Raw genomic sequence first — 25,802 nt, 5'->3', positions numbered from 1 at the left:
CACCATTGAAGAAAGGAACTTCATGACCACTTCGACCGATCTGGTCCGCTCCTACCTGGAGTCCCTCCGCGGCCGGCGTGAGCCCGGCTTCGAGGACGCCCTGCGACGGCATCTCACCGAGGACGCGATCTGCGTGGAGGCCGAGATGATCCCCTGGGGAGGCACCTGGACCGGCATCGACGGCTACCTCGGTGTCTTCGACGCGCTCCAGGCCGCCGTGGAGAAGGCCCCGGCGATCGACCCGGCCCGCGTGCGCAGCGAGATCGGCGTCCTCGTCAGCGCGGGAGACCGGGTGTTCCGCGAGTTCACGCTCAGGCTGGGCGGGCTCGACGGCACCGAGTACGTGATGCCGGGCGCGGAGACGTACACGATCAAAGACGGGCGGATCGCCGAGATCCGGGTCTACTTCCAGGACACGGCCTACCTGAACCAGATCCTCTCCGCGGACGCCCACGGCCGCCAGAACTTCTAAAAGACGACAAACCGACCTATTGACACAATGAAATTCTTTCGATGTACTGAAGATGTACACGAGAGAGTGAGGTGCCTGTGAGCGAGGAGACGCCGGTCCCGGCCACGGAACCGAACGCGAACAGGCGCGAACTGGTGGAGCGGCTGGGCACGGAACTCCGGGCCCTCCGCAAGGAACGCCAGCTGACCCTCGAAGCCCTGGGCAAGCGCGCCGGCGTCAGCATCGGCCTGCTCAGCCAGATCGAGCGCGGCAACGGCAACCCGTCCTTCAACACGCTGGCGGACCTGGCGCACGCGCTCGAGGTGCCGATCGGGCGCCTCCTCCACAACTCCGACATCCCATCCCCGGTGGTGCGCGCCGGCGAGCGGCGCACGCTCGACCTGCACGAGCGCGAGTCGCAAGCGGTGCACCACCTGCTCACCCCGTCGCTGCGCGGCCCGCTCGAAGCCCTCTGGGTCGAGGTGCCCCCGGGAAGCGACGCGATCGACGGGCCCTTCGTCCACGAGGGCGTCGAGTTCGGCATCATCCTCCAGGGCACGCACGAGGTGACCGTGGGCAACCAGGTCTACGTCCTCGAAGCCGGTGACTCGATCACCTTCCAGAGCACCGTGCCGCACTCCTACCGCAACGTCGGCGACGATCGTGTCGTCGCCGTCTGGGTCGTGACCCCACCGACCTTCTGACCCACTCCACCCCACCCGCGCGCAAGGACTGAATCGGACGCCCGACGGGGCGCCCGCTGATCAGCCGCGCGCGAAATCTCCAGCTTTCCGCTGATTTAGGAATCACTCATATGGCGAGCAGACTGCGAACCAAGGCGGACTACCTCAACGACCTGCGCGACGGACGGAACGTCTACGTCGGCGGCGAGTTGGTGACCGACGTGACGACGCACGAGGCGTTCCGGAACGCCGCCGACAGCGTCGGCGACATCTACGCCGCGGTTTCCGACCCGAAGAACGAACATCTGACGACCTACATCGAGGAGGAGACCGGAGACCAGTGCAGTCTCACCTTCCTCCGGCCGCGGAACCGCGACGACATCGTCGCCAAGCGCAAGTTCCACCAGGTCGTGTCGGAGACGAGCAACGGGCTCCTCGGCCGGACCCCTGACCACGTGGGCTCGTCGGTCACCGGAATGGCATCACAGGTGGACGTCTTCACCGAAGGCGGATACCCCGACCACGTTCTCGACTACTGGCGTTTCGTCCGCGACCGCGACCTCTACGTCGCGCATGCGGTGGCCCCACCGTCCGGCACGCGCTCGCTGAGCTCGATTTATGATAGCAGCAAGTCGGCGGAGCCGGTCCGGAACCCGAACGCGCTCCGCGTCGTCGACTCCGACAGCGAGGGCGTGACCGTCCACGGCGTCAAGGTGCTCGCGACCAGCGCGGTCCTCGCCGACGAGATCTGGATCGGCAACATCCTCCCGCTGCGGCCCGGCGACGAGGCGTACTCGGTCTCCTTCGCCGTCCCCGTGGCGACCGAGGGCCTGAAGCTGATCAGCAGGACCTCGTTCGAGGGCCGCTCCCGCAACATCTACGAGTACCCGCTCGCGGCGACCTTCGACGAGACGGACTCGGTCCTGGTCTTCGACAACGTGAAGGTCCCGTGGGAGCGGGTGTTCACCTTCAACGGGATCGCGGCCTCGGTCGCGGCGTTCAACAGCACCCCGGCGCACGCCCTGGCCAACCTCCAGGCGCACGTACGGCTCCTGGTCAAGTCCGGCACGATGCTCGGGCTCACGCGCGTCCTCACCGAGGTGATCGGCACCTCCGGAATCCCGGGCGTGCAGGACGAACTGCGCAGGATGGCGCTCTACGTCGGCATGCTCGACGGCCTCATCCAGGGCCAGGAGAACAACCCGGAACCGTGGTCCAGCGGCTTCGTGAGCAACAACCGCGAGGTCCTGTACGCGACGATGGCGTGGAGCTCGCAGGAGTTCCCCCGGTTCGCCCTGCGCATGCGGGAGCTCATCGGCGGCCACCCGTTCCGCCAGCCCGCCGACCTCAGCGCCTTCGGCAACGACGAGACCGTCGACGCGTACCTGCGGACGTCCGGCCAGGCCGACCTCGGCGCGGCCAAGGAGCACTACCAGCTGATGCGCACGGCCTGGGACCTCATCGGCAGCGAGTACGCCAGCCGCCACCTCCAGTACGAGATGTTCTACGCCGGCCCGCCGCACGTGACCAACGGCCACCTCGGCCGGGCCTTCGACTGGCACCGGGTCGACGCGCTGGCCGAGCGGCTGACGCGGCGGATTCGCGAGAAGACCGATGCGCAGCCCGCGTGACCCCGCGGCACGGCTGGAGACGCGGGACCTGTTCAGCAAGTGCGCGGCGACGGTCAACCTGATCACCTGCCCGCAGGGCGGAGTCGCCACCGGAATGACCGCCACGTCGGTCTGCTCCCTCTCCCTCGACCCCCCGTCGGCGCTCATCTGCGTCAACCGGGAGGCCCGCACCCGGGACGCGATCGTGCGGGCCGGAACCTTCGTCATCAACGTCCTCGAACGCGCCCAGGACGACATCGCCAACCATTTCAGCCGGCCGGGCTCGGACAAGGCGATCCCCGCCGGGCTGCTGAGCCGGGACCCCCGCCTCGCCGCCGACCTCGCCGAGTTCCCGGTGCTGGCCGGAGCCGCCGGGGCCCTGATGTGCCGGCTCGAACGCGTCGTCGACTTCGGCTCCCACTCGATCATGATCGGCCTCGTCGACCGCGTCGTCGGCGGGCCCGCCGGGGCGGAACCGCTCGTCTACCACGACCGGAAGTACGTCGCCACCCTCGCCGAACACCTGCTGCCCGCGGCCGCCGAGAAAGGCATGCTCTCCGCCCTCGGCTGGTGACCGCGCGCCCTCGCCCACGTGGCTGACAAGACGAAAACGACAAACAGGAGTACCGCCATGTCCGATGACACCTACTTCTCGGTTGCCGCGATGCAGCCGAACATGCACTACGCCTCGAACATCGAGGAGCTGTGGGACAAGAACCTCAACCGCTGGCTCGAACTCATCGACCACATGGTCCCGTACTGGTCGATGATCACCGGCGCCCCCTGCCGCCTGCTGCTCTTCCCCGAGTACGGCTTCATGAGCCTGCCCCGCAACCCCGACGGCAGCTGGAACGGGGTGTCGATCAAGATCCCCGGCCCGGAGACCGACGCCCTCGCCGAGAAGGCCAGGAAGCACGGCGTCTACATCGGCGCGCACGCCTGGACCGAGTACGACGACCTCCCCGGCCGCCCGATGAGCGTCGCGTTCCTGATCGCCCCCGACGGCTCGATCCCGCTGGTCCACCACAAGGTCGTCACCAGCAAGTCGTACGAGGCGGGCAGCGCCGCCCCCGGCGACGTCTACGACTGGTTCGTGAAGAAGTTCGGCGACGGCCTGGACGCGTTCTTCCCGGTGGCGCAGACCGAGCTGGGCGGCATCGGCTTCCAGATCTGCGGCGAGGGCCAGTACGCGGAGATCTCCCGCGGGCTGATGCTGAACGGCGCCGAGATCCTGCTCCGGCCGAACGCGTGGATCGAGCCGTGGATGGCGGAGCCGCAGGACCTCATGTCGGTCATCACCCGGTTCCACGCGTTCTCGAACCTCACGTACGTGGTCGAGGCGAACCGCGGCCACCTCTACCACCCGGGCCGCGCGGTCGACTTCGGCGCGGGCCGCTCGATGATCGCCGACTACACGGGCCGCCTGCTGGCCCGCGCGTCCGCGCACGGCGAGATGGGCACCGCCGCCGAGATCAACATGGAGTCGCTGCGGCGGTACCGCGAGGAGAGCGGTTTCTGCTCGCGCACGGTGTTCATGCCGACCGAGATCTTCAGCAAGGTGTACACGGACTCCGGCCAGATGTGGCCTAACAACACCCTGATGGGCCGGGAGACCTCCATGAACTCCGAGGAGTGGGAGGAGATCCGCCGCCAGGTGATCGCGTCTCGCCGGGACGTGTTCAAGGAATCGGCGTACACGAAGAGCCGGAACGCCTGAGCGCGGCCGTACGAGCGGGAGAGAGGGAGAACGATGACCGAGAGTGCCGCGCGGCACGAGGTCCGCGCGCTGTGGGACGCCGCCTGGCCGCAACCCGTCGACCGGGAGTCCCCGGAAGACACCACCATCCTCAAGCTGACCATTCTCGACACCGAGTTCGAGATGCGGCTCCTCGCGGGGCCGGCGCCGCTGACCAGCGCCGCCGTCCTGGCCGAGCTGCCGCTGACCGGCTACCTGGTGCACGCGGCGTGGTCGGGCGAGGTGGTCCGCGGGGTCGGGCCGATCGACCTCGGCGACGTCGGCGCGACGGAGAACGGGACCGCGTGCTGCGCCCCCGGAGACGTGGTGTTCAGCCCGGAGCACCGCGAGCTGTCGATCATCTACGGCGACAACGACATGCGGATGTCCGACGGCCCGGTCGTGGCGTCGGTGTTCGGGCGGATCGAGCGAGGCGTCGGCGAACTGCAGCGGATCGGGCGGGACATCCGCCTGTTCGGCGCGGTCCCCTTCACGATCTCGCGATGAGGCCGGTTGCCGGTGGACCTCCGGCCACCGGCAACCGTACCAAGCACGAAAGTGCGGGAGGAGGGACGCCCTGATGGGCAGAGGACTCGCGGGCAGGACCGCGATCGTCACGGGCGCGGCGGGCGGGATCGGCGCGGCGTGCGCCCGGGTGCTGGCGGACCGCGGCGCGGTCGTGGTCGGCACCGACATGCGGAACCCCGACGATGTGGTTCGCGCAGGTCTGTCGGAGTTCACGCCGGTCGACATCACCGACGCCGCGGCCGTGCACGACTTCGTCGAGACCGTCGCCTCCTCGTACGGAGACCTGGCTCTCCTGGTGAACGCGGCCGGGCTGTACCCGAGCGCGAACCTCACCGAGATCGGCGGCGACGACTGGGATCGGGTGCTGTCGGCCAATCTCAAGGGGCCGCACCTCTGCACGGCGGCGTTCGCCCGCGCGCTCGTCAAAACGGGCAGGCCGGGGGCGGTCGTGAACATCACCTCGACGGCGGGGTTCCGGGCCAGGGCCGGAGCCGCGCACTACTCGGCGTCGAAGGCCGCGCTGAACATGCTCACCCGGTCGCAGGCGATCGAGCTCGCCCGCCACGGCATCCGGGTGAACGCGGTGGCGCCCGGCTACGTGAAGGTCGGCAGCACGCTCAATCCCATCTCCGGCGACTACGAGCGGGCCGTGCTGGCGGGCATCCCGCTCGGCCGGGTCGGCACGCCCCAGGACGTGGCCGAGGCCGTCGCCTTCCTCTGCGGCGACGCGGCCCGCTGGATCACGGGGGAGGTGCTGGTCGTGGACGGAGGAGCGAGCGCAGGGAACACCCAGCTCCCGCCCAGCGGCGCGGAGGAGCCGGTCCCGTGCGGATGATCCGCCTTCGCGGCACCCCCTCCGAGCGGGGCCAGGCGTACGGGGCCCAGGCCCGGGACGAGATCGACGAGGCGGTGCGCGTCTACCGCCGGTGGTTCGCGTCCTTCGCCCGGATGTCCTGGGACGAGGTCCGCGCCGCCGCCCTCCCGCACCAGAAGTGGCTGGAGGAGTCGTCGCCGCGCCACGCCGGGGAGATCGCGGGGATCGCGGCGGGCTCCGAGCGGGACGTCACCGAGATCGTCGCGCTGAACTTCCGTACCGAGATCGCCTACCGGGCCGTCGGCGGTGCGGCGCTGAGTGAGTGCACCGTCCTCGGGGCCGACGCCACGGCGACCATCGGCGGTCACGTCTACGTGGCGCAGAACTGGGACTGGCTCACGGAGCTGCTTCCCGTGACGGTGCTGCTCGACGTCGAGTTCGAGGGCGGCAGGTTCGTCACCGTCACCGAGCCCGGGATGCTCGCCAAGTTCGGTGTCAACGCGGCGGGTGTCGGCCTGTGCGTGAACCTGCTCGGCAGCGACACGCACGGCCTCGGCGGGAGTTTCCACACTCTGGCGCGGGAGGTCCTGGAGAGCGGGTCGGCCGTCGAGGCGGCCTGGGCCGTGACGGGCAGCCGCCGCGCCGGGTCGGGCAACTATCTGATCGGGGCCGCCTCCGGCGAGCTGGTAGACCTCGAATTCAATCCCGTCGGATACGAGCTGCACTTCCCCGGGAACGGGACGCTCGCGCACACCAACCACTTCCTGGGACAGGATCCCGGGGTCCGCGACCGCCTCCGGTTCCTGCCGGGACTCTCGCCCGGGACGTACTTCCGGCAGGACCGCGCCCAGCGACTCCTCGCGGCGGAAGCGGAGCCGGGCGTCGACGTCGCGGGGCTCCAGCGCATCCTCCGCGACCACTACGGCGCGCCGGAGGGGATCTGCCGGCACGACCGGCCGGCCGGCGGCGGACGCGAGGTGCTCGGGCAGACCAACGTCTCCGTCATCATCGACCTCACCGCGGCGGAGCTGCACTACACCCTGGGGTGCCCCTGCGAGCGGGACTACGAACGGATGGTGTTGCCATGGGCGTGACCCGCGACGACGAGCCGTGGCGGTGGCCCGACGAGGTGTGGCGCGCCCACCTGGACCGGGTGCGCGCGGGCCGATCCCTGAAGCCCGCCGCCTGGCCCGGCGGAGCCCGCGTCGCCGTGGCGCTCTCCTTCGACTCCGACCACGAGACCATCCCGCTCCGCGACGGGCAGACCTCACCCGGCCAGCTCGCCCAGGGGGAGTACGGCGCCCGCGCGGGAGTCCCCCGTATCCTGCGCCTCCTGGAGCGGCACGGCGTTCCCGCGACGTTCTTCATGCCCGCGGTGTCCGCGCTGGCGCACCCCGCCGAGGTGCGGGCGTACGCCGACGCCGGTCACGAGGTCGCCGCGCACGGCTGGATCCACGAACGCACCACGACGCTCCCCGCCAACGCGGAACGAGACCTCGCCGCCAGAGCCCTCGACACACTCGAACGGCTCTGCGGCGTACGGCCGGTGGGCATCCGCACGCCGTCCTGGGACTTCAGCCCGGACACCCTGGACATCGTCCGCGATCTCGGCCTGCGGTACGACTCCTCGCTGATGGCCGACGACGACCCGTACGAGATCCTGGCCGACGGGACCCCGACCGGAGTCGTGGAGATCCCGGTGGAGTGGATCCGCGATGACGCGCCCTACTTCGTCATGGACCGCTTCGGTTCGGCGCGGCCGTACGCGATGCCCCGCGACGTCCTCAAGATCTGGCGCGACGAGTTCGACGGCGCGCGCGCCGAGGGCGGGCTCTTCCAGCTGACGCTGCACCCGCACGTCATCGGCCACCGCTCCAGGATGCCGATCATCGACGAGCTTCTCACCCACATCCGGAGCCACGCGGACGTGTGGTACGCGACCCACGCCCAAGTCGCCGAATACGTACGGAATTCCTGAAGGGGAACCTTTGCGCACCAAAGCCGATTGGGAGGCGTTGTCCGGCTCCCTCACCTTCCGTCGCGGCGTCTTCGTGGACAACACGTTCGAGGACGCGGAGGACGGCGCGGAGTTCGAGACGCGGAACCCCGCCACGGGCGCCGTGCTGGCCTCGGTCGCCCGGTCCAAGGCGGCCGACGTCGACCGCGCCGTCCGGGCCGCCCGCCGTTCGCACGAGGACGGCCGGTGGTCGCGGACCTCGCCCCGGCACCGCAAGAACGTCCTGCTCGCGTTCGCCGACCTGATCCGCTCCCACCGCGACGAACTCGCCCTGCTGGACACCCTCGACGGCGGCAAGCTCATCACGGACACCTGGTCCTACGACGTCCCCGAGGGCGCCGCGACCCTCCAGTGGTACGCCGAGGCCGCCGACAAGCAGTACGGCGAGGTCGCCCCGACCGGCCCAGGCGACCTCGCGATCGTGACCCGCGAGCCGCTCGGCGTCGTCGGAGCCGTGCTGCCCTGGAACTACCCGCTGGGAACGGCGATCTGGAAGATCGCCCCCGCGCTGGCCGCGGGCAACAGCGTCGTCGTCAAGCCGTCCGAGGACACGCCCCTCTCGGTCCTGCGCCTCGCCGAACTCGCGGCCGAGGCGGGCCTGCCGGACGGGGTGCTCAACGTCGTCCCGGGCCTCGGCGGGGAGGCGGGCCGGGCTCTCGGCCTGCACCCCGGCGTGGACGCGATCGCGTTCACCGGGTCCACGACCGTCGGCAAGCTCTTCCTGGGGTACGCGGGCGCGTCCAACCTGAAGCAGGTCTGGCTGGAGTGCGGCGGCAAGAGCGCGAACGTGGTGTTCGCCGACGCCGGGGACCTCGATCACGTGGCCGGCAAGGTCGTGTCCGGCATCTACGCGTGCGCGGGCCAGATCTGCTCCGCCAACTCCCGGCTCCTCGTCGAGGAGCCCGTCGCGGCCGAACTGGTCGACCGGATCAAGGAGCGTGCCCAGGCCCTGCGGGTCGGCGATCCCCTCGACCCCGAGAGCACGATGGGCCCGGTCGTGAGCGCCGCGCAGCTGGAGCGCGTGCTCGGCTACATCGGCGTTTCCCGAGGTGAGGCCACCCTCGCGTACGGCGGCGAACGGCTGCACGCCGGCACGGGCGGCTTCTACGTCGAGCCGACCGCCTTCGTGGACGTCGGCCCGGACGCGACGATCGCGAAGGAAGAGGTCTTCGGGCCGGTCCTGGCGATCTCCACGTTCCGGGACGAAGCCGAGGCGGTCGCACGGGCCAACGCGACCGACTACGGGCTCGCCGCCTCCGTGTTCACCGCCGACATCCACCGCGCGCACCGGGTCGCGGGCGGCCTCCGCGCCGGGACGGTCTCGGTCAACACGGTGGACGCCCTCGACGTCACCACGCCGTTCGGCGGCGTCAAGCAGTCCGGGTTCGGGCGCGACCTCTCGTTGCACGCGCTCGACAAGTACACGTCGCTGAAGACGACGTGGTTCGCCGGCCGTACGGAAGGATGATCATGACAACGGCCCTGGAAGTGGTGGACTACCTGGTGCTCGGCGGGGGCACCGCCGGATGCGTCGTGGCGTCCCGGCTGAGCGAGGACCCCGGCGTGAGCGTCGCCCTGGTCGAGGCCGGTCCCAGCGACGCCGACGAACCGCGCGCCCACGCGATCCGCCGCTGGCCCGAGATGCTCGAAGGCGAGTACGACCTGGACTACCGCAGCGTGCCGCAGGAGCGGGGCAACTCCCTCATCAGGCAGGCGCGGCTGCGCATCCTCGGCGGCTGCTCCACGGCCAACACGATGATCACCTGGCGTCCGCTCCGCGGCGACCTGCGCGAATGGGTGGAGCTGGGCGCGGACGGCTGGGACTACGAGACGGTGAACCCGTACTTCGACCGGATCCTCGCCCAGGTCACGCCCATTCCGCCGCAGGACCGCAACCCGTACCTCCAGGACGTGATCGACGCGGCGGCCGCGGCCCTCGGCGTCCCGGTCCGCGAGTCGTGGAACGACACGGAGTTCCGTACCGGCGCGGGGTATTTCGAGATCGGGTACGACCCGGCGGACAATCACCGGTCGTCGGCGTCGTACGCGTACGTCCGGCGCGGAGCGGAACGCCGCGACAACCTGCACCTGGTGCTGGGATCGCTGGTCGAGCGTCTCGTCATCGAGGACGGGCGTGCGGTCGGCGCGGTCGTCCGGGACTCGGGCCACCGGGTGCGGGAGCTGCGGGCGCGCCGCGAGGTCGTCGTCTCCTGCGGCGCGATCGACTCGCCCGCGCTCCTGATGCGGTCGGGCATCGGGCCCCGGAAGGTCCTGGAGGCGGCCGGGATCGACGTCGTCGTGGACCTGCCCGGGGTCGGCGAGAACCTTCAGGACCACGCCGAAGGGCTGGTCATCTGGGAGGCCACCGGCGAGCGCTCCACGGTCCGCGCCACCGGCTGGGACGCCGGCTACGTCGCCGTCGTCGACGACGGCGACCTCCCGGACGTCTCCACCCACATCCCGCTGGAGACCTGGGGCGTCAACGCGGAACGGCACGGCGCCGTGCTCCCGCGCAACAACGTCTCCCTGGTCCCGAACGTGGCCAAGCCGCGCAGCCGGGGCCGGGTCTGGATCACCTCACCGGACCCCGAAGCGCCGCCGTCGATCGACTACCGCTACTTCACCGACCCGGAGGGACACGACGAACGCATGCTCGTCGCGGGCGCGCGCCTCGCCCGCCGGGTCGCCCTCCAGGAACCGTTCGCCTCCCACCTGGTGAAGGAGGTCTTCCCCGGCCCGGACGTGCGGAGCGACGAGGAGCTGTCCGCGGTGCTCCGCGCGACGCACCAGACGGTCTACCACGTCTCGTGCACCTGCAAGATGGGCGCGGACGACGACCCGACGGCCGTCCTGGACCCTCGGCTGCGCGTCCGGGGCGTCGACGGACTGAGAGTCGTGGACGCCTCGGTCTTCCCGACGATCACGGCTCTCAATCCGGTCGGCATGGTGCTGACCGTCGCGGAACGGGCGGCCGACCTCATCCGGGGGACCGGCTGACCTCCGTCAGGCGCGGGAGGCGTACGACGAAACGGGCACCCCGCTCGCTGTCCTCGATGCGGAGAGTGCCCCCGGAGGACTCCGCGATCTGCCGGGCGATCGGCAGGCCCAGACCGGTGCCGCCGGCGTCCTTGGCGCGCGCCGCGTCCAGCCGGGCGAACCGCTGGAACACCAGCTCACGCTTCTCCGGGTCGATGCCGGACCCGTCGTCGATCACCTCCAGCACCGCCACCCCGGGGTCGCCCCGCACGTTGAGCGTGATCGTGCTCTCGGCGTGCCGGTCGGCGTTGTCGAGCAGGTTGGTCGTGGGAGGCGTCGGAGGCGAACTGGCGCTGCTGCTGTATCGCCCCGTCCAGCCGGGCCAGGGTGTGGTTGATGCTGCCGGCCAGGTCGCGGATCTCGCCGCCCCCGCCCGGCACGGGCACCCGACGGCTGGGACAGGAGGCGTTGATCTCGTCCAGCCCAGGGTGGTCTGCCGCGTCTGGAGCGCGGTTCCGATGCCGTTGGTGCCGACGTACTCCTCGGCGTAGCTGAAGCCGGGGGCGAGCCGGATGCGGTCGAGGTGCTTCCTGAGGGGCGGGTCGCCCACCCGGCGATCCAGCAACCGGCCGGCGGCGTCGGTGAGGACCAGGCTCACCGTGCCGTCCGCCAGCGTCTGCTCCAGCCGGTCCAGCACCGGTTTCGCGGCGCGCATGAGGCGTCCCTTGGTGCCGTACTCGGCGGAATAGGCAGGGAATCGCGCTCACGGCCACATTCGGAATACTCGCGCGAACTCCCCGCTCGCGGCAGAGTAGACAGGCGAGCCCCGCCCCAAGTGCGAGTTGGGACGGGGCTGGCGTTTGTCGCGGGGCTGGAGTCGTTTAGACGTCCAGGCACCACATCCACTTGCCGTCGATCTTGCAGGGGTACCACTCCGGCGGGAGGGCGTTGGCGGGGGCCGACAGAACGGCGAAGGTGGCAATGGTGACCGCGGCCGTGGCGGCGGCAGCGGCGGCGCGCTTGAGCGTACGCATTGGGGGATCTCCTGTTTTTCGAGATGTCGTTGCTGACAGGTCTCAGTAGACAGGGACCCACTTGTCGATCACTCGTGCTGGACTTGGAGCGCACTCGTGCCTCAGTTGTCACGGCACTTGAGACAGGACCAGGTCGATGCCAAGGAGCGGTCAGTCACCCTGACCGCGCTGCCACAGCCAGTTCTTCCGCTCGTACGCCACGCGGAAGCCCAGGTGAAGCATGTTGTGGAGGGAAGGGTTGCGGCTGCCGTCCGTCTCCGCGCCGGTCTCGGCGATCAGCAGGCGGCAGCCGAGCTTGCCCGCCATCCGGGCCCGCGCGGCCAGGAGTTCGCTCTGGCCGCCACGGTTACGGGCGTGGGGGAGTACGGCGCCGGCGAACATCTGGGCCGTCCCGCCGACGTGGTACATGGTCCCGGTTCCCACGAGTTCGTCGCCCAGCCAGAGGGCCTGGGGGTACCAGTCGGGGTGGCCCACGGAGGCGGTGACCATGCCGGTGTAATGCTTGTCGGGCATGCCGAAGACCCGCAGCATCACCGACGCCCACCGGTCGGCGTCCCCAGGCTCGACCGGCGCGACCCGCACCCCGTCCACCCGCCGCCGGTCCGGGGCATCGGCCCGGGCCACCACCTCGTCCACCTCGGCCACGAGCTTGACCAGCGTCGCCCCGGCCGTGATGCCCTCACGGGCGCAGATCTCGGTCCAGTCCTCCGGAATCACGGACGGCGCGAGCTGAAAGACGGCCATCTGGGCGCCTTCCGCCCGGTAGAAGGCGCACACCTCGGCGATCAGCTCCGCCGTGACCGGCTCGGCACGGCCGAAACCGAGGGCCTTGCTCCAGAACCGCGTCGAATCATTCCGCATCGACAGCACCACGGCGTCCCCGATACGGGCGGCATTCATGCCCAGCGCCAGGCGCACGTCCTCGGGCGCGTCCGTCTCGAACCGGAACAGCGCCTCGGCCTCGGAATTCTCGGCCACCGACGGCGGCACGACTGCACTCATGGAACCCGTTTCCTACCAAATGATCCACATCTGACCTGACCCGGGGTTCACACCCGAGCAGGACATGGCATGAATAACCCTCATGGGGTTATCATGGGGGTACTCAAAAGAAGATCATGAGGAGGTGTGCAATGCCGAAGATCAACGTCTACCTGCCCGACGAGCTGGCCGAGGCGGTCAAAGAGGCTGGGGTGCCGGTGTCGGCGGTGTGTCAGCGGGCTCTGGAGCAGGCCGTGCGGCGGGTGACCGCCATCCGGGAGACGGTTCTGGGCGATCTCGACGGCGAACCGGCCGGGGCTCTGGCGCACTTCACCGCCAGGACGCGTACCGTGCTGAAACTGGCGGTGGAGCGGGCGCGGGACGCCGGTGCGCCGGGGGTGGGGACCGGGCATCTGCTGGGCGCGATGCTGGACGAGGGCACCAACCTGGCCCTTCACGTGCTCCGCGCCATGGAGATCGAGCCGGAGCAGGTCGGGCGTGACCTCGCCCGCCGGGAGGCCGGGGAGCGGGAAGCCGCCTCGCCGGAGGGCGATCCGCGCCGGTTGGACGGGCCCGCGGCCAACGCCCTGGAGCTGGCGGTCACCGAGGCGACGTCCCTCGGCCACAACTACGTCGGCTGCGAACACCTGCTCCTCGGCCTGGCCTTCGAACCCGACGGAGTCGCGGGACAGGTGCTGCGGGGTCAGGGGGCCGATCCCAAACTGGTCCGCCGCGCCGTCACCGCCGCGCTCGCGGGCTACGTCCACCTGCGGGCCGAGAGCGGGCAGGGCCAGCCGGCGGCGTCCGCGGGAGTTCGGCAGGCGCTGGCCGCGGCCGTGCGTCAGGAGATCGAACCGCTGACTCGGCGCATCACGCAGCTGGAGAGGCACCTGGGCCTGACCGCGGAAGGCTGACCGCCGTGTTCAGGAGACGGCGCCTCCTTCCGCTGTGGCAGTGGTGGCTTCAGCTGGCCGTCCTGATCCTCATCGTTCTGGGACTGCTGTGGTAGTGGCCCACCACGATCGCCTCGGCGGGCCACTACCCGATGTTGCTAGCTGCCGTAAACCTCGAAGGTGAACAGCGAGTACCCCCACGCGGTCCCGCGGGCGGTTCCGTTGACGCGGACGTACCGGGTCGAGTTGTTCAGCCCGGTGTTGTCGTCCTCACCGCCGTTCCCGCCGGTCACGGACCGTACGGTGGTCCAGGTCGTCCCGTTGGGAGAGGTCTGGATCTGGTACGCCGACCCGTAGGCCGCCTCCCAGACCAGCCGTACCCGGTTGATCGTGTACGTCTGGCCCAGGTCCACCTGGATCCACTGCGGGTCGGAGAAGGCGCTCGACCACCGGGTGGTGGCCGAGGAGTCGACGGCCGCGGAGGCCGGGTACTGCGCCGCCTCCACGCTCGACGCCGTCGCCGGCTTGTTGAGGGCGAGGTTGGTCGCCGGAGGCGTACCCGACTTGACGAGTGTGAAGTCGTCCACGTCGAACAGGCCGGTGCCGGTTCCCGTGAAGGTCAGGAACACGTTGGCGTTGCCGGCGGGGACGCCGGTGAGGGTGGTGGTCACGTTGGCGAACGTGTTCCAGCCGCCGGTGTTGGGCACCGCGACCGAACCCAGGATCGTCCCGGTCTGGGAGCCGGTGCGGACCTGGAGCTGGCCGCCGGGCCCACCGGAGACGACCCGCGCCCGGAACGAGGTGGCGCCGCCGACGTTGACGTTGTTGTAGCCCGCCCAGTCGCCGGGGTCGATGTTCCCCAGCGTCTGGCCGTTGTTGGCCCCGGCCTTCGTGAAGGGCGACGCCCCGTTGACCGAGGTGTACGACTCGGCCTGCAGCGTCACGTCCCCGGTCGGCGGAGCGCCCAAGTCCTTGATCCGTACGTTCCGGAACGACGCCTGGTCGGCGCTGCCGTGGTTCTGGAGCCCGATGTACCCGTCGAGGTTCCGGTTCGGGTCGGTGTTGGTGAAGTCGTTGATCAGCACCCCGTTGAGGTAGACCCGGATCCGCTGCCCCTCGACGAGGATCTCGTAGGTGTTCCACTCCCCGGGCGGGTTGAGCGCCGCGTCACGGGCGGCGATGTCCGCCGACTTGAACGAGTAGATCGACCCGGTGGTGCGATCGGCGGCGTCGGTGGCGTCGATCTGGATCTCGTACCCCTGGTTGACGGCCACGTTGGGGTCGCCGCCGGGGTTGGGGAAGCCCACGAAGATGCCCGAGTTGCTGTCCCCGGTCAGCCGCCAGTCGGCCTTCAGCGAGTACGACGTGTACTGCCGGGTGTTGTACCAGAACAGCCCCATCCCGCCGACGGAGGACAGCGTCGCGTCGGTGTTGGAGAAGCTGCCGGGCCCGGACTGCGACCATCCGGTCGTGGACCCGTTGTACAGGGGGGTGTACCCCGTCTCGGGACGGCAGTCGGCGTCGGCCCGCTTGGCGGCGTACCGGATGCCACCGAGCAGCTGGCTACGGAAGGCCGCCTCCGCGTACGACGCCTGGGTGTGCCCGAACCCGGTGTAGAACGAGCGCCCGTTGTCGATGGTCTTGCACCAGGTGATGGGGTGGTCGGACCCCATCGACCCGCCCGAGTACGTCGACTCGTCGAGCGTCGCCAGGACCCGCGCCGTCGAACGCGGGTTGGTCTGGTAGTTGTACAGCTCGTCGGTCCGGGTCCACGCCTGCGGCAGGTGCGCGGTCGCGGGGTGGGCCCGGTTCTCGGTCCTGGACGTCACCTGCTGGATCGCCGGGTGGCTGACGAACCAGGCCCCGGCGAGCTGGCCGTAGAACGGCCAGGCGTATTCGGTGTCGGCCGCGGCGTGCACGCCCACATATCCGCCGCCCCCGCGGATGTAGCTCTCGAAGGCGGTCTGCTGGGTCGCGTTCAGCACGTCTCCGGTCGTGCTCAGGAACACGACCGTCTCGTACTGGGCCAGGTTCGCGGTGGTGAAGGCGGCCGCGTCCTCGGTCGCGGTCACGGTGAAGCTGTTGGCCGCGCCGAGGTCGCGGATGGCCTGGATGCCCGTCGGGATGGAGTCGTGCCGGAAACCGGCGGTCTTGGAGAAGACGAGCACGTCGTACGGCGCGTCGGCGGCTTCGGCCGGGGACGCGGTCAGGGCACAGGCGGCGAGGGCTATCGCCCCGGCGCCGGTGAGCAGTCTGCGCATGGATCCTCCAACGAGGGTCAGGAAAGGGTCCACCTCTGGTTCGCGGCGGCTGTGCAGGTCATCTGCTGGACGGTGGTGCTGTCCGCGGTGTTGCTGCCCGTCACGTCGAGACATTTCGCCGAACCGACGTTGCGGATGGTGCCGTCGGCGTTGACGGTCCAGTTCTGGGCGTTGGTGCTGTTGCACGTGTAGAGCTGGATCTTCGCGCCGTCGGCGGCGCTGGCGCCGGACACGTCGAGGCACTTGCCGAGGGCCCGGAAGGTCTGTCCTGTCCGGGTCCACGTCTGCGCGGCCGAGTTGTTGCAGGTGTAGATCTGGATCTGGGTGCCGTCGGTGCTGAGGCCGCCGCGCACGTCCAGGCACTTGCCGCCCAGGCCGGTGATGCGGCCGTTGCCGGTCGGCGGGGTGCCGGTCGCGAAGGTGAAGCTGTCGAGGTCGAACAGGGCGCCCGTGCCCGTACCGGCGAATGTCACGTAGAGCGAGGTGGTGCCGGCGGGAGCGCCGGAGATCGTGCCGGTGACGTTGACGAACGTCTCCCAGCCTCCGGTCGGGGCGACGGCCGCCTGGCCGATGATCGTGCCCGTGGCCGAGCCCGTACGGAACTGGAGGGTGCCGCCCGAGCCGGCCGAGGAGACCCTGGCCGTGAACGACGTCGCGTTGTTCAGCCGGTAGGGGTCGAACTGGATCCAGTCGCCGTTGTGGATGTCGCCGACGGTCCGGCCTCCCTCGGCGGTGGTCTTCGTGATCTGCGACACGCCCGACGACGTCTTGTAGTGCTCGCCCTGGCGCTTGCGCGGCTGCAGGATGTTCTGCGCGTGCACGTTCAGGCCGCCGTTGTCGGTGTAGGACGCGTCGAAGATCGGGAAGATGTTGGCCGCGTCGTCGTGCTCACCGTCGACCGGGACGGTGATCGTGCCGGAGCAGCCGGTCTGCGAGGTGATCTGGTGGGCGTGCTGGTCGTGGCCGAGCACGTACGCCATCGTCACCCGGGAGCAGTCGATCGTGCCGTCCTCGGGATCGGTGACCGTGACGCTCCACGGCACGCTGTCGCCGAACGACACCAGCTGCCCGGAGGCCGGCAGGTTGACCGTCACCGTCGGGGCGGTGTTGCCGACGCTGATGGTCACGCTCGCGGTTCCGGTCGCCCCCTGCGGGTCGCGCACGGTCAGCGTGGCCGTGTAGGTGCCGTTCGCCGTGTACGTCTTCGCCGGGTTCGCCGCCGTCGACGTCGTGCCGTCACCGAACGCCCACGAGTACGTGAGGGCGCCCCCTTCGGGGTCGCTGCTGCCCGCCGACGAGAACGTCACGGCCAGCGGGGCCGCGCCCGACGTCCTGTTCGCGGCGGCCACGGCGGTGGGGGCGCGGTTGCCGCCGGCGACGTAGTCGTACCGGTAGAGGGCGCTGTTGGCGTCGCCGTTGAAGTAGCCGGTGCCGTAGTCGAGCACGTACAGCGCGCCGTCCGGGCCGAAGGCCGAGTCCATGACCTGCTTGCCGTTCCACGGGAACGTGTCGATCGTGCCCGGGGAGCCGTCGGCGTTCAGGTGGATGGGCTTGATCCAGCCGCGGCCGAACTCGGCGGCGAAGAACTGGCCGTCGAACGACTGCGGGAACTTCGTGGCCGAGGTGTTCGCGGCGCTGTAGCGGTAGACCGGGCCGGCCATCGGCGACTCGCTGCCGCCGCCGAACGCGGGAGGCGTACCGGCGTCACCCGCGTAGCGGATCCACGCCGCGCGCGGCTGCGGCAGCGTCGGCTGACCGGTGTTGCGGAAGGAGTTGTTCGTCGGCGTGCCCGCGCAGTTGAACTTCGGCCCGGTCGCGTTGGTGGCGAAATTCCACTCGTTGTACGTCTCGGTCGTGGTGTTCGTCCCCGTGCAGTACGGCCAGCCGTAGTTGCCGGGACTCGTGACGCGGTTGAACTCGACCTGGCCGGACGGGCCCCTGGTCGAACTGGTGGAACCCGCGTCGGGGCCGTAGTCGCCGACGTAGACGATGCCCGTGGCCTTGTCGACGCTCATCCGGAACGGGTTGCGGAAGCCCATCGCGTAGATCTCGGGGCGCGTGTTGGCGGTGCCCGGCGCGAACAGGTTGCCGGCCGGGATCGAGTACGTCCCGTTGGCGTTCACCTTGATACGCAGGATCTTGCCGCGCAGGTCGTTGGTGTTGCCCGCGCTGCGCTGCGCGTCGTACGCCGGGTTGCGGTCGGTCCGCTCGTCCAGCGGGGAGTAGCCGGCCGACTCGAACGGGTTGGTGTCGTCGCCGGTCGACAGGTAGAGGTTGCCGGCCGCGTCGAAGTCCATGTCACCGCCGACGTGGCAGCAGATGCCCCGGTTGGCGGGCACGTCCAGGACGTTCACCTGGCTGGCCATGTTGACGGTGAAGTTGGCGTTGAGGGTGAACCGGGACAGGCGATTCACGCCGGTCCACGTGGTCCAGGTGGCGGCGGTGCCGGTCGCGGGCGCGTCGCCCGCCGGGGTGCTCAGCGGCGGCGCGTAGTAGAGGTAGATGAACCGGTTCGTCGCGAAGTCGGGGTCGACCGCGACGCCCTGGAGCCCTTCCTCGTCGTGCGTGTAGACGGAGAGCGTGGCGATGACGGAGGTGGTTCCGGCGGCGTCGGTCCGCCGGAGGGTTCCGTTGCGCGCGGTGTGCAGGACCGAACGGTCGGGGAGAACCGCGAGCGACATCGGCTCGCCCGTCTCGGCCACGCCCTTGGCGAGGGTGACCTGCTGGAAGTCGGTCGCGGTGATGGGGTGGGCCTGGGCGGGGGCGGCGGTGGCCGTGACGCCCGTCGAGACGAGCAGTAAGGCGGCGGCGGTCAGCCGCCAGCGGCGAGGATTCATCTTTTCCTTCCGGAGCCAGTGGGGGGTGTCCGGTGTTGCGTGGAACCTGGGTGATTCGACCGGGGCGGGGTCGATGCGACGGTCGGCGTGTGTCTCATCGGCCCTGCTGGCAGGAGCGGCCTCGTGGACCCTCATCGGATGGTGAGCGGGTGGGGCCGGCAGGCCGGTCGGCGCACCGGCCTGCCGACCGGCTTATCTCCTCGGGTATGGGCGACCTCCGGGGCTGGGGGGTGATGGCGATTCGGTCGTCATGACGACTCGGCGGGGGCGTGGTCGCCGGTGATGACGATTGCCGAGAGGTCGATGAAGCCGTCAGGCCGGCGGGCACGTCGCCGCTCCGGGAGGCGGCCGTCGCGTTCGAGCGCTTCGAAGCAGACGCGATCGTGTGGTTCTGCCTGGACGCGGTCGCGGAGTGGACGCAGGAGCCGGTGTTGTGCTCGCACCGCCACCTCCCCGCGCTTTGGGGCCATCCGGGCTTCGTTAGCGATCGAAGAGTAAATTGTTTCAGGAGAAGTGTCCAGATGTTACGACTGATCTAACTTGAGTTTCGTACTTTTGGACAAAAGTGGCCCTTCCTCGGTCATTGTGCAGCGAGATAACGTCTCCACGTGAAGACCAACCGGCCGGAGAACCCGCACCAGGCCGCCCTGCTGCGCCTCCTGCGGGAGGGACCCCGGTCGCGGGCCGAACTCAACGACCTCACCTCCGACGCCGCCGCGCCGTCCGGCCACGCTTATGGCACCTTCAACTGGCGGATGTCGCGCTCGAAGCTCAACGCCGCCCTCGACCGCCTGGTCGACCTGGGCCTGGTCGAATCCGACGGCCTCGCCGAGTCGCGGGGCGGACGCCGTTCCGGCCGCGTCCGGTTGTCGAGCGCCACCCGGTTCGCGGGCATCGACATCGGCGCGACCTCGGTCGACGTGGCCATCACCGACGGCGAACTCAACGTGCTCGGCCACGTGAGCGAGCCGTGTGACATACGAACCGGCCCGGCCCCGGTGCTCGGCCGGGTGCTCGACCTCGTCGGCAAACTCCGGGAACAGGGGCTCTACACGCAGCTCAACGGTGCCGGCATCGGCGTGCCGGGGCCGGTGAGCTTCGCCGAGGGCGTACCGGTCGTGCCGCCGATCATGCCCGGTTGGAACCGTTATCCGCTGCGGGAGACGATCAGCCAGGAGCTCGGCTGCCCGGCGATGCTCGACAACGACGTCAACATCATGGCTCTCGGGGAACTGCACGCCGGTGTGGCCCGCCAGGTCAACGACTTCCTGCTCGTCAAGATCGGCACAGGTGTCGGCTGCGGCATCGTGGTGGACGGCAAAATCTACCGTGGGGTGTCCGGCAGCGCCGGAGACATCGGCCACATGAGAGTCGACGAGAACGGCCCGCTGTGCCCGTGCGGCAACAACGGCTGCCTGGAGGCCTACTTCGGCGGTTCCGCCCTGGCCGCCCAGGCGGAATCCGCCGCACGCAGCGGGACGTCCCCCTACCTGGCCGAACGCCTGGCCGCCGCCGGGTCACTCTCCGCCGAGGACGTCGCCATCGCCGCCGCCCAGGGCGACCCGGTGGCCATCAAACTGATCAGGGACGGCGGCCGCCGCGTCGGCCAGGTCCTCGCCGGGCTCGTCAGCTTCTTCAACCCCGGCCTCGTGATCATCGCGGGCGGCGTCGCCCGGCTGGGCCACGTCCTGCTGGCCGAGATCCGGAGCGTCGTCTACCGGCGGTCGCTGCCGCTGGCCACCGGAAACCTGCCCATCGTCCTGTCCGAACTGGAGGACATCGCGGGCGTGGTGGGCGCGGCCCGCCTCATCAGCGACCACGTGTACTCATCCTGATCGAAGCGCTGCCTAGGCGACGCCGTCGCCGACGAGGGTTCCTCTCATCAGCCACTTCGGACCCTCGGCGTACGCACTGGCTTCGGCGAAGAAGGCGCTGAAGTAGGGGCCGTCGGCGTGCGTGTTGAACGCGTCGAGGTCCGCGTACACCTCGTTCAGGTAGAAGAGGTCCGGGTCCGTCTCATCCGCGATGACTTCGAACCGGTACGAGCCGGGCTCATTCGCGACGGACTCACGCCCGGTCTTCCTGGCCGCCCGGACGAAGTCGTCACGGTGCTCGGCCGGGGTCAACCCGACAGACTGGAAGCATCGCGCCACGGGCGGCCTACTGGGTCTGCCTCCGTTCATCCTCGGATGGGACGTCTCCGGTGTGGTCGAGTCCGTGGGAATCGGGACGGCGCTCTACAAGCCGGGCGACAAGGTATTCGGCATGCTGCGTTATCCGTACGGCCACGGCGCATTCGCCGAATACGTCGCCGCACCCGCCCGTACGTTCGTCCGCGTGGCAGGCGCTGGTGGACACCGCGGGAGTGGAGGCCGGACAGCGGGTACTCATCCACGCCGCCGCCGGCGGAGTCGGCCACCTCGCGGTACAACTGGCCAAAGCCCTCGGAGCCCACGTCACCGGTACGGCAAGCGCCGCCAAGCACGAGTTTCTGCGCGACCTGGGAGCGGACGAACTCGTCGACTACCGGAGCGTGGACTTCGCCGAGGTGGTCGGAGACGTCGACGTGGTGATCGACACGATGGGTGGCGACTACGGGCCGCGCTCGCTGCGTACCCTGCGGAAAGGCGGTGTCATCGTGTCGCTCGTGCTGTCCAATCTGGCCGAAGGGCTCACCGCCCAGGCCGAGGAACTGGGCATCCGCGCGGAGTCCATGCTGGTGGAGCCGGACCACGCCGGCATGAAGGCGATCGCCGCGCTGGTCGAGGAGGGCAGACTGCGCGCCAAGATCGACACGGTGCTGCCGCTGGAAGAGGTGGCCAAAGCACACGAGCGAGGCGAGACGGGCCACACCACCGGCAAGATCGTGCTCACTGTGCAGCCCGAATCACCCTGAGTTCGATTCGCTGTCGTCAACCGGGTTGCTGGTCGCGGGCTCCGAGGTCGTGCGGCGCATCGGCAGACCGTTCCTCCTCCGGGATGATCACTATGGTGCCGTCGTCATGGTGGTTCATCATGAATTTCAGGCCGCGGGAGTGCAGGTCGCGCATGAGGGCTTCGGCCTGCGGCTTCGGAAGACGGATGGGGGGATCCAGGGAGTATCGGGGTCGTGTGCCGCATACCGAGGCCGCCGTACCGAACTCCTCGGACAGTCGTCGGGACAGGGCGTCCAAATCCACGCCCCGGTGGCGCAACCATCTGTCCACGGTGCCGTCCCCGGCCAGACCGCCCACCAGGAAGCACAAGCTCCAGTCGGCCTCGCCTCCCAGGCCGGCTCGCATGCCCCTGGCCCAGCCGATGGCGTGGTTGAGGTCCGGCGCAAGCCGATAGCTGCCGCTGCCAGGCGGTTCCGGCACGCGGAGTTCACGCACCGTGAACCCGCTTTCCGTCAGCATCCGCCGGGCGCGCGTATCCACGGCCATGCAGGCCAGAAGGTAATGGTGCAGGTGAATCGTCGTCGCCTGGACATCCCGGTTGTCGGCTTCGGCGTATGCCCTCGCGATATCGATGAGTTTCATCTCTGCTCCACGAGAATCGCCCGGAGGGTCGTCCTCTCGACGCTAACTCGCCATCCGCGCGTCCGGACTCCCGCCAAGCCAGTCTCTTTCCGTCAGCGTCTGAACGCCTGCTACCACCGACGAGCGGGATCGTCCGAGGATCAGCCATCGAAAACTGTTCCGGATACTGAACGGGCGTCTGATGGCTCCCGGGCGGCGAGTGATAGCTCGGGCAAGTCACAACGTGACCTGAACTCCCCGGTTATCTTCCGCAGCCGAGAAGGGTGCCCGGAACGTACGCTCTGCCCATGCGGCTCTCCCGAATCATCGCGGTCGCTGTCGTGGTCGTAGCGGTGGCCGCGCGCTTGTTCCGGCGCGATCCGGCCCGGGTCCCACCGATCCAGCCCGTCACTGCCCCGCGTTCGGGTTCGCGGCGGGCGGTCCCGCTGTGGACCATGATCGGCACGGTCGCGGCAGGGCTGGCCGCGCTCGCCGCGCTGGCCATATCCGTGCTGACCTTCCTCCTTCAACGGCAGCAGCGGGACGAAGACCTCGACCGCAGACGGGCGGCGTTCGCGGCCAAGGTCACCTGGTGGGGCGAGGAGCCGGGGGCGGACCGTCAGGTGATCGTGGTGCAAAACAGCGGCTACGAGCCGATTCTGGCTTCCCTGGAGGTGCCGGAGACGGGCGTCCTGCCGGACCTGCTGGTCACAGAGTCGTCCTCTGCGCTGCGTCTGCGGCCGCCCGCGTCGCCCGCAGATCGCAACCCCTCCCCACGTCAGCGTTGGCGGCTGCCGGTCCTGGACCTGGGCGCGCTGCCGCCGTGTAGCGTCAGCCGCTTCACGATGCCCCGCGGTTTGGACGTCCTGGGTCGCGGCGTCCTGGTGACCGACCAGAGCGGGCAGGTGCTGGGGTCGGCGAGGGCCTACCCCAACGGCGTACGGCTGAGAATCACCGATCCCATGGGCCGCCACTGGGTGCGTTATCCCAACGGTGAACTGGACGAAGATCTCGTGCTACGCATTGGCGCGACCGAGGCCGGGCCGGGTCCGGCACGCATCGTCGACATGAGCGGACAGGTGAGCCGCTCGGCGGCACCGTACTGCTCCGGGGAAGCTCCTGACAGCCCCGGATGAGAGCAAGAAGGGTCTCCCGGCATCCGTCGGCGGTGTCCCTCCCCGAACAAGACAAAGGTGATTCATCCCCTTGAAGGAAACCGCTGCTGGACGGCGAAAACCATCCGTCGACTCATCGATGGGCCAGACGCGACCGGCTCCTCGTCCCGCACACGAACGCCCTATGAGCCGCTACAGACCCCGAGTAGCTCTGCCGCGCCGGCGCGTACGGCTGCCCAGTCGGTCGCCGGTTCGCGCTGAAGGCGTCGAGCCAGCCAGGTCGTTCGATCGAGGTGCTCGGCTCGCAGTGCACGCAGGTCGAGTTGAACACCGTCCGGTGGCCCTGTCCGCTCCAGGACTCTGATTCTCCGCTCCATGGCGATCATGAGGTCATGGTCGAGTCGGCGGACGGCGGTGAGGAACGATTCCGCCGGGACTACGACCCGGCCAGTCGGATCGGCCGTGAACCGGATACTGCCTTCATCGTCATGCCGCCAGGTCACCGTCACCGTGTCGAGATCATCGCTTGAGGTACGCCAAGCCCTGATGCGGGGTGGTTGCCGGATGTAACCGAGATCCAATCTGTGTTCATCGTGCCAGCCTGCGGCAATGGAGGCCGTATCGCTTTCCACCGGCTGCCAGGTGTCGGGGTCGCCGGCCACGAAACCCAGGAGATCCTTCGGCACCGGCTGGAGCACAGTCGGCGTCATGTCGGTGATGTCTTCCCAGAGGCGAGCCAGGTAGTAGTCGACATACGGGCGCTGCGCTGGAAGCTGATCGGTTCGATACCGCTGAAGCGTTTCCGGTGAGTAGCGCAGCAACTCATGCCCGTCCAACTCGATCCAGTACCAGCCATCGGTCAGCCCGAACCAGTGCAGTCGACGAACCTCGTCCCCCCACGGGGAAACCTGGCCCAGGGGTGTCAACGCGAAGCGGAACTCGATCATCGGACGCATGCTAGCCGCTCGGCGGGCGTCATCTTCGATCGAGCGCGTGCGCCCGATACTTCCTCCTCACCCGACAGCGGCATTAGACGTATGACCTGGTCTGCGGAGATGGGTGCACGCCAGTCCCGGCATAGAACCTGCGGCGGTCAGGTTCCGGAGAACTCGTCGCTCCAGGGGCCGCACTTGGTTGGGCGGGTGGCCTTCTTGCCGATCTGGCAGGCTCGAATGGTGAACGCCTCTAAGGTCCGGGATCCGCTGTCCAGCTGAAAGGCGATCTTTTTCGGGCTGGTGCCCCCGCATTTCCTGGAGGACTTGGTGGATTGCCACACCCCCGAGAACTTGACCTTGCTCTGGAAGTAGGCGCACCGCCTGCCCGGGTCACGGTCCCAGAGCTTTCCGCTGAAGCGGAGAACCAGAGGAGAGCCTTCCTTCTCGCGGCTGAATACGAGGTGGCCGCTGGTCTTGGCGCGACGGCCCGCCGACCAAGCGGGGCCCATCTCGACATCGAGCAAGAAGCTGGGCTCCTGCTTGGCGTACACGGGGGAGGCAGGGGCGAGAGCGACGGCAGGGGTGGAGACAGCACCCGAGGCGGCCAGGGCCACGCCGGCCAGCACGCCGGTGATGATCCGAGGAACGTACACGCTCGTGTCCTTTGGTCTGGAGACAGAGTGGTGACACTCTCCAGGCGTTCCACGGCGTGCCATCACGTGGCACGCAGGCGCCGTGACTACCGGCGGCGGGTGGCGCGTACGACGACGTCGTGGAGGGGGATCGCTCGGTCGGTGAGTGTACGGAGGTGCTCCTCGGCGGTGATGATTTCCCACTCCGGGCCGTTCAGGCGTGCGGTGATGGTCGCGGGGGTGGCCGATGCTTCGGCGGGAGGGTGGTGGTCGTGTCCGGTGGATCCGGGGGTGTGCAGGTGGCCGACGATGAGGAGTGTGCCGCCGGGAGCGACCCAGGCGGCGATGCGGTCGTAGAAGTCCAGTTGGGGCATTGCCGGGTGGGCGTAGTGGGTCATGACCAGGTCGAACTGCGTGCCCGGGTTCCAGACGCTCAGATCTGCCTCAATCCACTGCAAGTGCTCAGGGTTGCCGTTCGCCGCCGCGCGTTCGGCGGCGCGGGCAAGGGCCTCGGACGAGATGTCGGCTGCGGTGACGTGCCAGCCGTGGGAGGCGAGCCAGATCGCCTCGGCGCCGCCGCCGCATCCCGCGTCCAGTGCCGTGCCCGGTGCCAGACCGCTGGTCTCACGCGCGAGGTACGGATTGGGCGGGTTGCCGCCCATGGATCCAGGGCTCCCCGATTGCGCCTGCTGCCAGTGCCGCTCCCAGAAGTCCTTGTCGAATCCGTGCGTCACAGGTCGTCCTCCTCGTTATGAGACGTTGCGCGATGCGGCTGGTGACCACCACGCGCTGAACATGGTGCT

At 69.4% G+C, this 25,802-nt stretch carries 25 protein-coding genes and 1 pseudogene; 15 read left to right on the top strand and 11 right to left on the bottom strand.

Annotated elements, in window-relative coordinates; all coding sequences use genetic code 11:
* Window positions 1-22 precede the first annotated feature (22 nt).
* The 11 genes from Aph01nite_RS08460 (at window position 23) to Aph01nite_RS08410 (ending at window position 10,835) form a co-directional block, all read left to right on the top strand.
* Window positions 23-472: a nuclear transport factor 2 family protein gene (locus Aph01nite_RS08460; protein ID WP_204040219.1), complete on the top strand. Its 450-nt coding sequence runs from the start codon at window positions 23-25 to the stop codon at window positions 470-472.
* Between the two features lie 77 nt (window positions 473-549).
* Complete coding sequence (locus tag Aph01nite_RS08455; protein WP_204040218.1) at window positions 550-1,155, top strand: helix-turn-helix domain-containing protein; 606 nt, start codon at window positions 550-552, stop codon at window positions 1,153-1,155.
* Window positions 1,156-1,265: 110 nt separating this feature from the next.
* The gene (locus tag Aph01nite_RS08450) at window positions 1,266-2,765 is read left to right on the top strand and encodes a 4-hydroxyphenylacetate 3-hydroxylase family protein (protein ID WP_204040217.1); all 1,500 of its coding nucleotides are present in this window, start codon (window positions 1,266-1,268) and stop codon (window positions 2,763-2,765) included.
* A complete protein-coding gene (locus tag Aph01nite_RS08445) occupies window positions 2,749-3,318 on the top strand; it encodes a flavin reductase family protein (RefSeq protein ID WP_204040216.1) in 570 nt (189 codons plus the stop codon). Before Aph01nite_RS08450 ends, Aph01nite_RS08445 begins: the two co-directional genes overlap by 17 nt.
* A 57-nt stretch (window positions 3,319-3,375) precedes the next feature.
* Entirely contained in the window at window positions 3,376-4,461 is a 1,086-nt protein-coding gene (locus Aph01nite_RS08440) for a nitrilase-related carbon-nitrogen hydrolase (protein WP_204040215.1), read from the top strand.
* Window positions 4,462-4,494: 33 nt separating this feature from the next.
* On the top strand, window positions 4,495-4,986 hold the full coding sequence (locus tag Aph01nite_RS08435; RefSeq protein ID WP_204040214.1) for a DUF3830 family protein: 492 nt from the start codon (window positions 4,495-4,497) through the stop codon (window positions 4,984-4,986).
* A 73-nt stretch (window positions 4,987-5,059) separates the two neighbouring features.
* Complete coding sequence (locus tag Aph01nite_RS08430) at window positions 5,060-5,842, top strand: SDR family NAD(P)-dependent oxidoreductase (protein WP_204040213.1); 783 nt, start codon at window positions 5,060-5,062, stop codon at window positions 5,840-5,842.
* Entirely contained in the window at window positions 5,839-6,915 is a 1,077-nt protein-coding gene (locus tag Aph01nite_RS08425) for a C45 family autoproteolytic acyltransferase/hydrolase (protein ID WP_239161509.1), read from the top strand. Before Aph01nite_RS08430 ends, Aph01nite_RS08425 begins: the two co-directional genes overlap by 4 nt.
* Window positions 6,906-7,799: a polysaccharide deacetylase family protein gene (locus tag Aph01nite_RS08420; RefSeq protein ID WP_204040211.1), complete on the top strand. Its 894-nt coding sequence runs from the start codon at window positions 6,906-6,908 to the stop codon at window positions 7,797-7,799. Before Aph01nite_RS08425 ends, Aph01nite_RS08420 begins: the two co-directional genes overlap by 10 nt.
* 10 nt (window positions 7,800-7,809) lie before the next feature.
* Entirely contained in the window at window positions 7,810-9,306 is a 1,497-nt protein-coding gene (locus tag Aph01nite_RS08415; RefSeq protein ID WP_239161491.1) for an aldehyde dehydrogenase, read from the top strand.
* Between the two features lie 2 nt (window positions 9,307-9,308).
* The gene (locus Aph01nite_RS08410; protein ID WP_204040210.1) at window positions 9,309-10,835 is read left to right on the top strand and encodes a GMC family oxidoreductase; all 1,527 of its coding nucleotides are present in this window, start codon (window positions 9,309-9,311) and stop codon (window positions 10,833-10,835) included.
* Here the strand turns inward: Aph01nite_RS08410 and Aph01nite_RS08405 are convergent.
* The 3 genes from Aph01nite_RS08405 to Aph01nite_RS08395 all read right to left on the bottom strand — a co-directional run bounded on the left by Aph01nite_RS08405 (window position 10,816) and on the right by Aph01nite_RS08395 (window position 12,850).
* Entirely contained in the window at window positions 10,816-11,529 is a 714-nt protein-coding gene (locus tag Aph01nite_RS08405) for a sensor histidine kinase (RefSeq protein WP_239161490.1), read from the bottom strand. The genes Aph01nite_RS08410 and Aph01nite_RS08405 overlap by 20 nt on opposite strands.
* A 166-nt stretch (window positions 11,530-11,695) precedes the next feature.
* On the bottom strand, window positions 11,696-11,848 hold the full coding sequence (locus Aph01nite_RS08400; RefSeq protein ID WP_204040209.1) for a hypothetical protein: 153 nt from the start codon (window positions 11,846-11,848) through the stop codon (window positions 11,696-11,698).
* Window positions 11,849-11,998: 150 nt separating this feature from the next.
* On the bottom strand, window positions 11,999-12,850 hold the full coding sequence (locus Aph01nite_RS08395) for a hypothetical protein (protein ID WP_204040208.1): 852 nt from the start codon (window positions 12,848-12,850) through the stop codon (window positions 11,999-12,001).
* Window positions 12,851-12,981: 131 nt separating this feature from the next.
* Between Aph01nite_RS08395 and Aph01nite_RS08390 the strand changes: the two genes are divergently transcribed.
* On the top strand, window positions 12,982-13,743 hold the full coding sequence (locus tag Aph01nite_RS08390; RefSeq protein WP_204040207.1) for a Clp protease N-terminal domain-containing protein: 762 nt from the start codon (window positions 12,982-12,984) through the stop codon (window positions 13,741-13,743).
* A gap of 137 nt (window positions 13,744-13,880) precedes the next feature.
* On the opposite strand, the gene Aph01nite_RS08385 is transcribed toward Aph01nite_RS08390, so the two are convergent.
* The 3 genes from Aph01nite_RS08385 to Aph01nite_RS08375 form a co-directional block, all read right to left on the bottom strand.
* Window positions 13,881-15,983, bottom strand: coding sequence for a ThuA domain-containing protein (locus Aph01nite_RS08385; protein ID WP_204040206.1), 2,103 nt, complete (start codon window positions 15,981-15,983; stop codon window positions 13,881-13,883).
* Between the two features lie 17 nt (window positions 15,984-16,000).
* Window positions 16,001-18,820 (bottom strand): PQQ-dependent sugar dehydrogenase, encoded by a 2,820-nt coding sequence (locus Aph01nite_RS08380; RefSeq protein WP_204040205.1) that lies wholly within the window; start codon window positions 18,818-18,820, stop codon window positions 16,001-16,003.
* A gap of 248 nt (window positions 18,821-19,068) precedes the next feature.
* Window positions 19,069-19,263, bottom strand: coding sequence for a hypothetical protein (locus Aph01nite_RS08375; protein ID WP_204040204.1), 195 nt, complete (start codon window positions 19,261-19,263; stop codon window positions 19,069-19,071).
* A gap of 165 nt (window positions 19,264-19,428) precedes the next feature.
* Here Aph01nite_RS08375 and Aph01nite_RS08370 point away from each other — a divergent pair, with 165 nt between their 5' ends.
* Window positions 19,429-20,655: an ROK family protein gene (locus Aph01nite_RS08370; protein ID WP_204040203.1), complete on the top strand. Its 1,227-nt coding sequence runs from the start codon at window positions 19,429-19,431 to the stop codon at window positions 20,653-20,655.
* Window positions 20,656-20,667: 12 nt separating this feature from the next.
* On the opposite strand, the gene Aph01nite_RS08365 is transcribed toward Aph01nite_RS08370, so the two are convergent.
* Window positions 20,668-21,003, bottom strand: coding sequence for a putative quinol monooxygenase (locus tag Aph01nite_RS08365; RefSeq protein WP_373872274.1), 336 nt, complete (start codon window positions 21,001-21,003; stop codon window positions 20,668-20,670).
* Here Aph01nite_RS08365 and Aph01nite_RS08360 point away from each other — a divergent pair.
* Window positions 20,933-21,716, top strand: a pseudogene (locus Aph01nite_RS08360) (NADP-dependent oxidoreductase); the annotation flags it as partial. The gene Aph01nite_RS08365 and the pseudogene Aph01nite_RS08360 overlap by 71 nt on opposite strands.
* Window positions 21,717-21,732: 16 nt before the next feature.
* Here the strand turns inward: Aph01nite_RS08360 and Aph01nite_RS08355 are convergent.
* On the bottom strand, window positions 21,733-22,338 hold the full coding sequence (locus tag Aph01nite_RS08355; protein ID WP_204040201.1) for a hypothetical protein: 606 nt from the start codon (window positions 22,336-22,338) through the stop codon (window positions 21,733-21,735).
* Window positions 22,339-22,625: 287 nt separating this feature from the next.
* Here Aph01nite_RS08355 and Aph01nite_RS08350 point away from each other — a divergent pair, with 287 nt between their 5' ends.
* Window positions 22,626-23,453: a hypothetical protein gene (locus Aph01nite_RS08350; protein ID WP_204040200.1), complete on the top strand. Its 828-nt coding sequence runs from the start codon at window positions 22,626-22,628 to the stop codon at window positions 23,451-23,453.
* Between the two features lie 161 nt (window positions 23,454-23,614).
* Here Aph01nite_RS08350 and Aph01nite_RS08345 read toward each other — a convergent pair whose 3' ends face one another.
* The 3 genes from Aph01nite_RS08345 to Aph01nite_RS08335 form a co-directional block, all read right to left on the bottom strand.
* A complete protein-coding gene (locus Aph01nite_RS08345) occupies window positions 23,615-24,379 on the bottom strand; it encodes a DUF5984 family protein (RefSeq protein WP_204040199.1) in 765 nt (254 codons plus the stop codon).
* 146 nt (window positions 24,380-24,525) lie between these two features.
* Entirely contained in the window at window positions 24,526-25,020 is a 495-nt protein-coding gene (locus Aph01nite_RS08340; protein WP_204040198.1) for a hypothetical protein, read from the bottom strand.
* A gap of 86 nt (window positions 25,021-25,106) precedes the next feature.
* The gene (locus Aph01nite_RS08335; protein ID WP_204040197.1) at window positions 25,107-25,733 is read right to left on the bottom strand and encodes a class I SAM-dependent methyltransferase; all 627 of its coding nucleotides are present in this window, start codon (window positions 25,731-25,733) and stop codon (window positions 25,107-25,109) included.
* Between the last annotated feature and the right edge of the window lie 69 nt (window positions 25,734-25,802).

The sequence above is a fragment of the Acrocarpospora phusangensis genome (assembly GCF_016862995.1).
Lineage (GTDB): Bacteria > Actinomycetota > Actinomycetes > Streptosporangiales > Streptosporangiaceae > Acrocarpospora > Acrocarpospora phusangensis.
The sequence above is the reverse complement of the archived record's forward strand: the minus strand, read 5'-3'. Positions and strand labels throughout refer to the sequence as shown.

Bases quoted from the DNA above. Each gene is read 5' to 3' on its own strand.
- Aph01nite_RS08385 (WP_204040206.1), bottom strand. From the start codon at position 15,983: ATGCGCAGACTGCTCACCGGCGCCGGGGCGATAGCCCTCGCCGCCTGT.
- Aph01nite_RS08345 (WP_204040199.1), bottom strand. From the start codon at position 24,379: ATGATCGAGTTCCGCTTCGCGTTGACACCCCTGGGCCAGGTTTCCCCG.
- Aph01nite_RS08440 (WP_204040215.1), top strand. From the start codon at position 3,376: ATGTCCGATGACACCTACTTCTCGGTTGCCGCGATGCAGCCGAACATG.
- Aph01nite_RS08400 (WP_204040209.1), bottom strand. From the start codon at position 11,848: ATGCGTACGCTCAAGCGCGCCGCCGCTGCCGCCGCCACGGCCGCGGTC.
- Aph01nite_RS08450 (WP_204040217.1), top strand. From the start codon at position 1,266: ATGGCGAGCAGACTGCGAACCAAGGCGGACTACCTCAACGACCTGCGC.
- Aph01nite_RS08350 (WP_204040200.1), top strand. From the start codon at position 22,626: ATGCGGCTCTCCCGAATCATCGCGGTCGCTGTCGTGGTCGTAGCGGTG.
- Aph01nite_RS08460 (WP_204040219.1), top strand. From the start codon at position 23: ATGACCACTTCGACCGATCTGGTCCGCTCCTACCTGGAGTCCCTCCGC.
- Aph01nite_RS08445 (WP_204040216.1), top strand. From the start codon at position 2,749: ATGCGCAGCCCGCGTGACCCCGCGGCACGGCTGGAGACGCGGGACCTG.
- Aph01nite_RS08430 (WP_204040213.1), top strand. From the start codon at position 5,060: ATGGGCAGAGGACTCGCGGGCAGGACCGCGATCGTCACGGGCGCGGCG.
- Aph01nite_RS08420 (WP_204040211.1), top strand. From the start codon at position 6,906: ATGGGCGTGACCCGCGACGACGAGCCGTGGCGGTGGCCCGACGAGGTG.
- Aph01nite_RS08390 (WP_204040207.1), top strand. From the start codon at position 12,982: ATGCCGAAGATCAACGTCTACCTGCCCGACGAGCTGGCCGAGGCGGTC.
- Aph01nite_RS08435 (WP_204040214.1), top strand. From the start codon at position 4,495: ATGACCGAGAGTGCCGCGCGGCACGAGGTCCGCGCGCTGTGGGACGCC.
- Aph01nite_RS08365 (WP_373872274.1), bottom strand. From the start codon at position 21,003: ATGAACGGAGGCAGACCCAGTAGGCCGCCCGTGGCGCGATGCTTCCAG.
- Aph01nite_RS08425 (WP_239161509.1), top strand. From the start codon at position 5,839: ATGATCCGCCTTCGCGGCACCCCCTCCGAGCGGGGCCAGGCGTACGGG.
- Aph01nite_RS08355 (WP_204040201.1), bottom strand. From the start codon at position 22,338: ATGAAACTCATCGATATCGCGAGGGCATACGCCGAAGCCGACAACCGG.
- Aph01nite_RS08380 (WP_204040205.1), bottom strand. From the start codon at position 18,820: ATGAATCCTCGCCGCTGGCGGCTGACCGCCGCCGCCTTACTGCTCGTC.
- Aph01nite_RS08410 (WP_204040210.1), top strand. From the start codon at position 9,309: ATGACAACGGCCCTGGAAGTGGTGGACTACCTGGTGCTCGGCGGGGGC.
- Aph01nite_RS08395 (WP_204040208.1), bottom strand. From the start codon at position 12,850: ATGAGTGCAGTCGTGCCGCCGTCGGTGGCCGAGAATTCCGAGGCCGAG.
- Aph01nite_RS08405 (WP_239161490.1), bottom strand. From the start codon at position 11,529: ATGCGCGCCGCGAAACCGGTGCTGGACCGGCTGGAGCAGACGCTGGCG.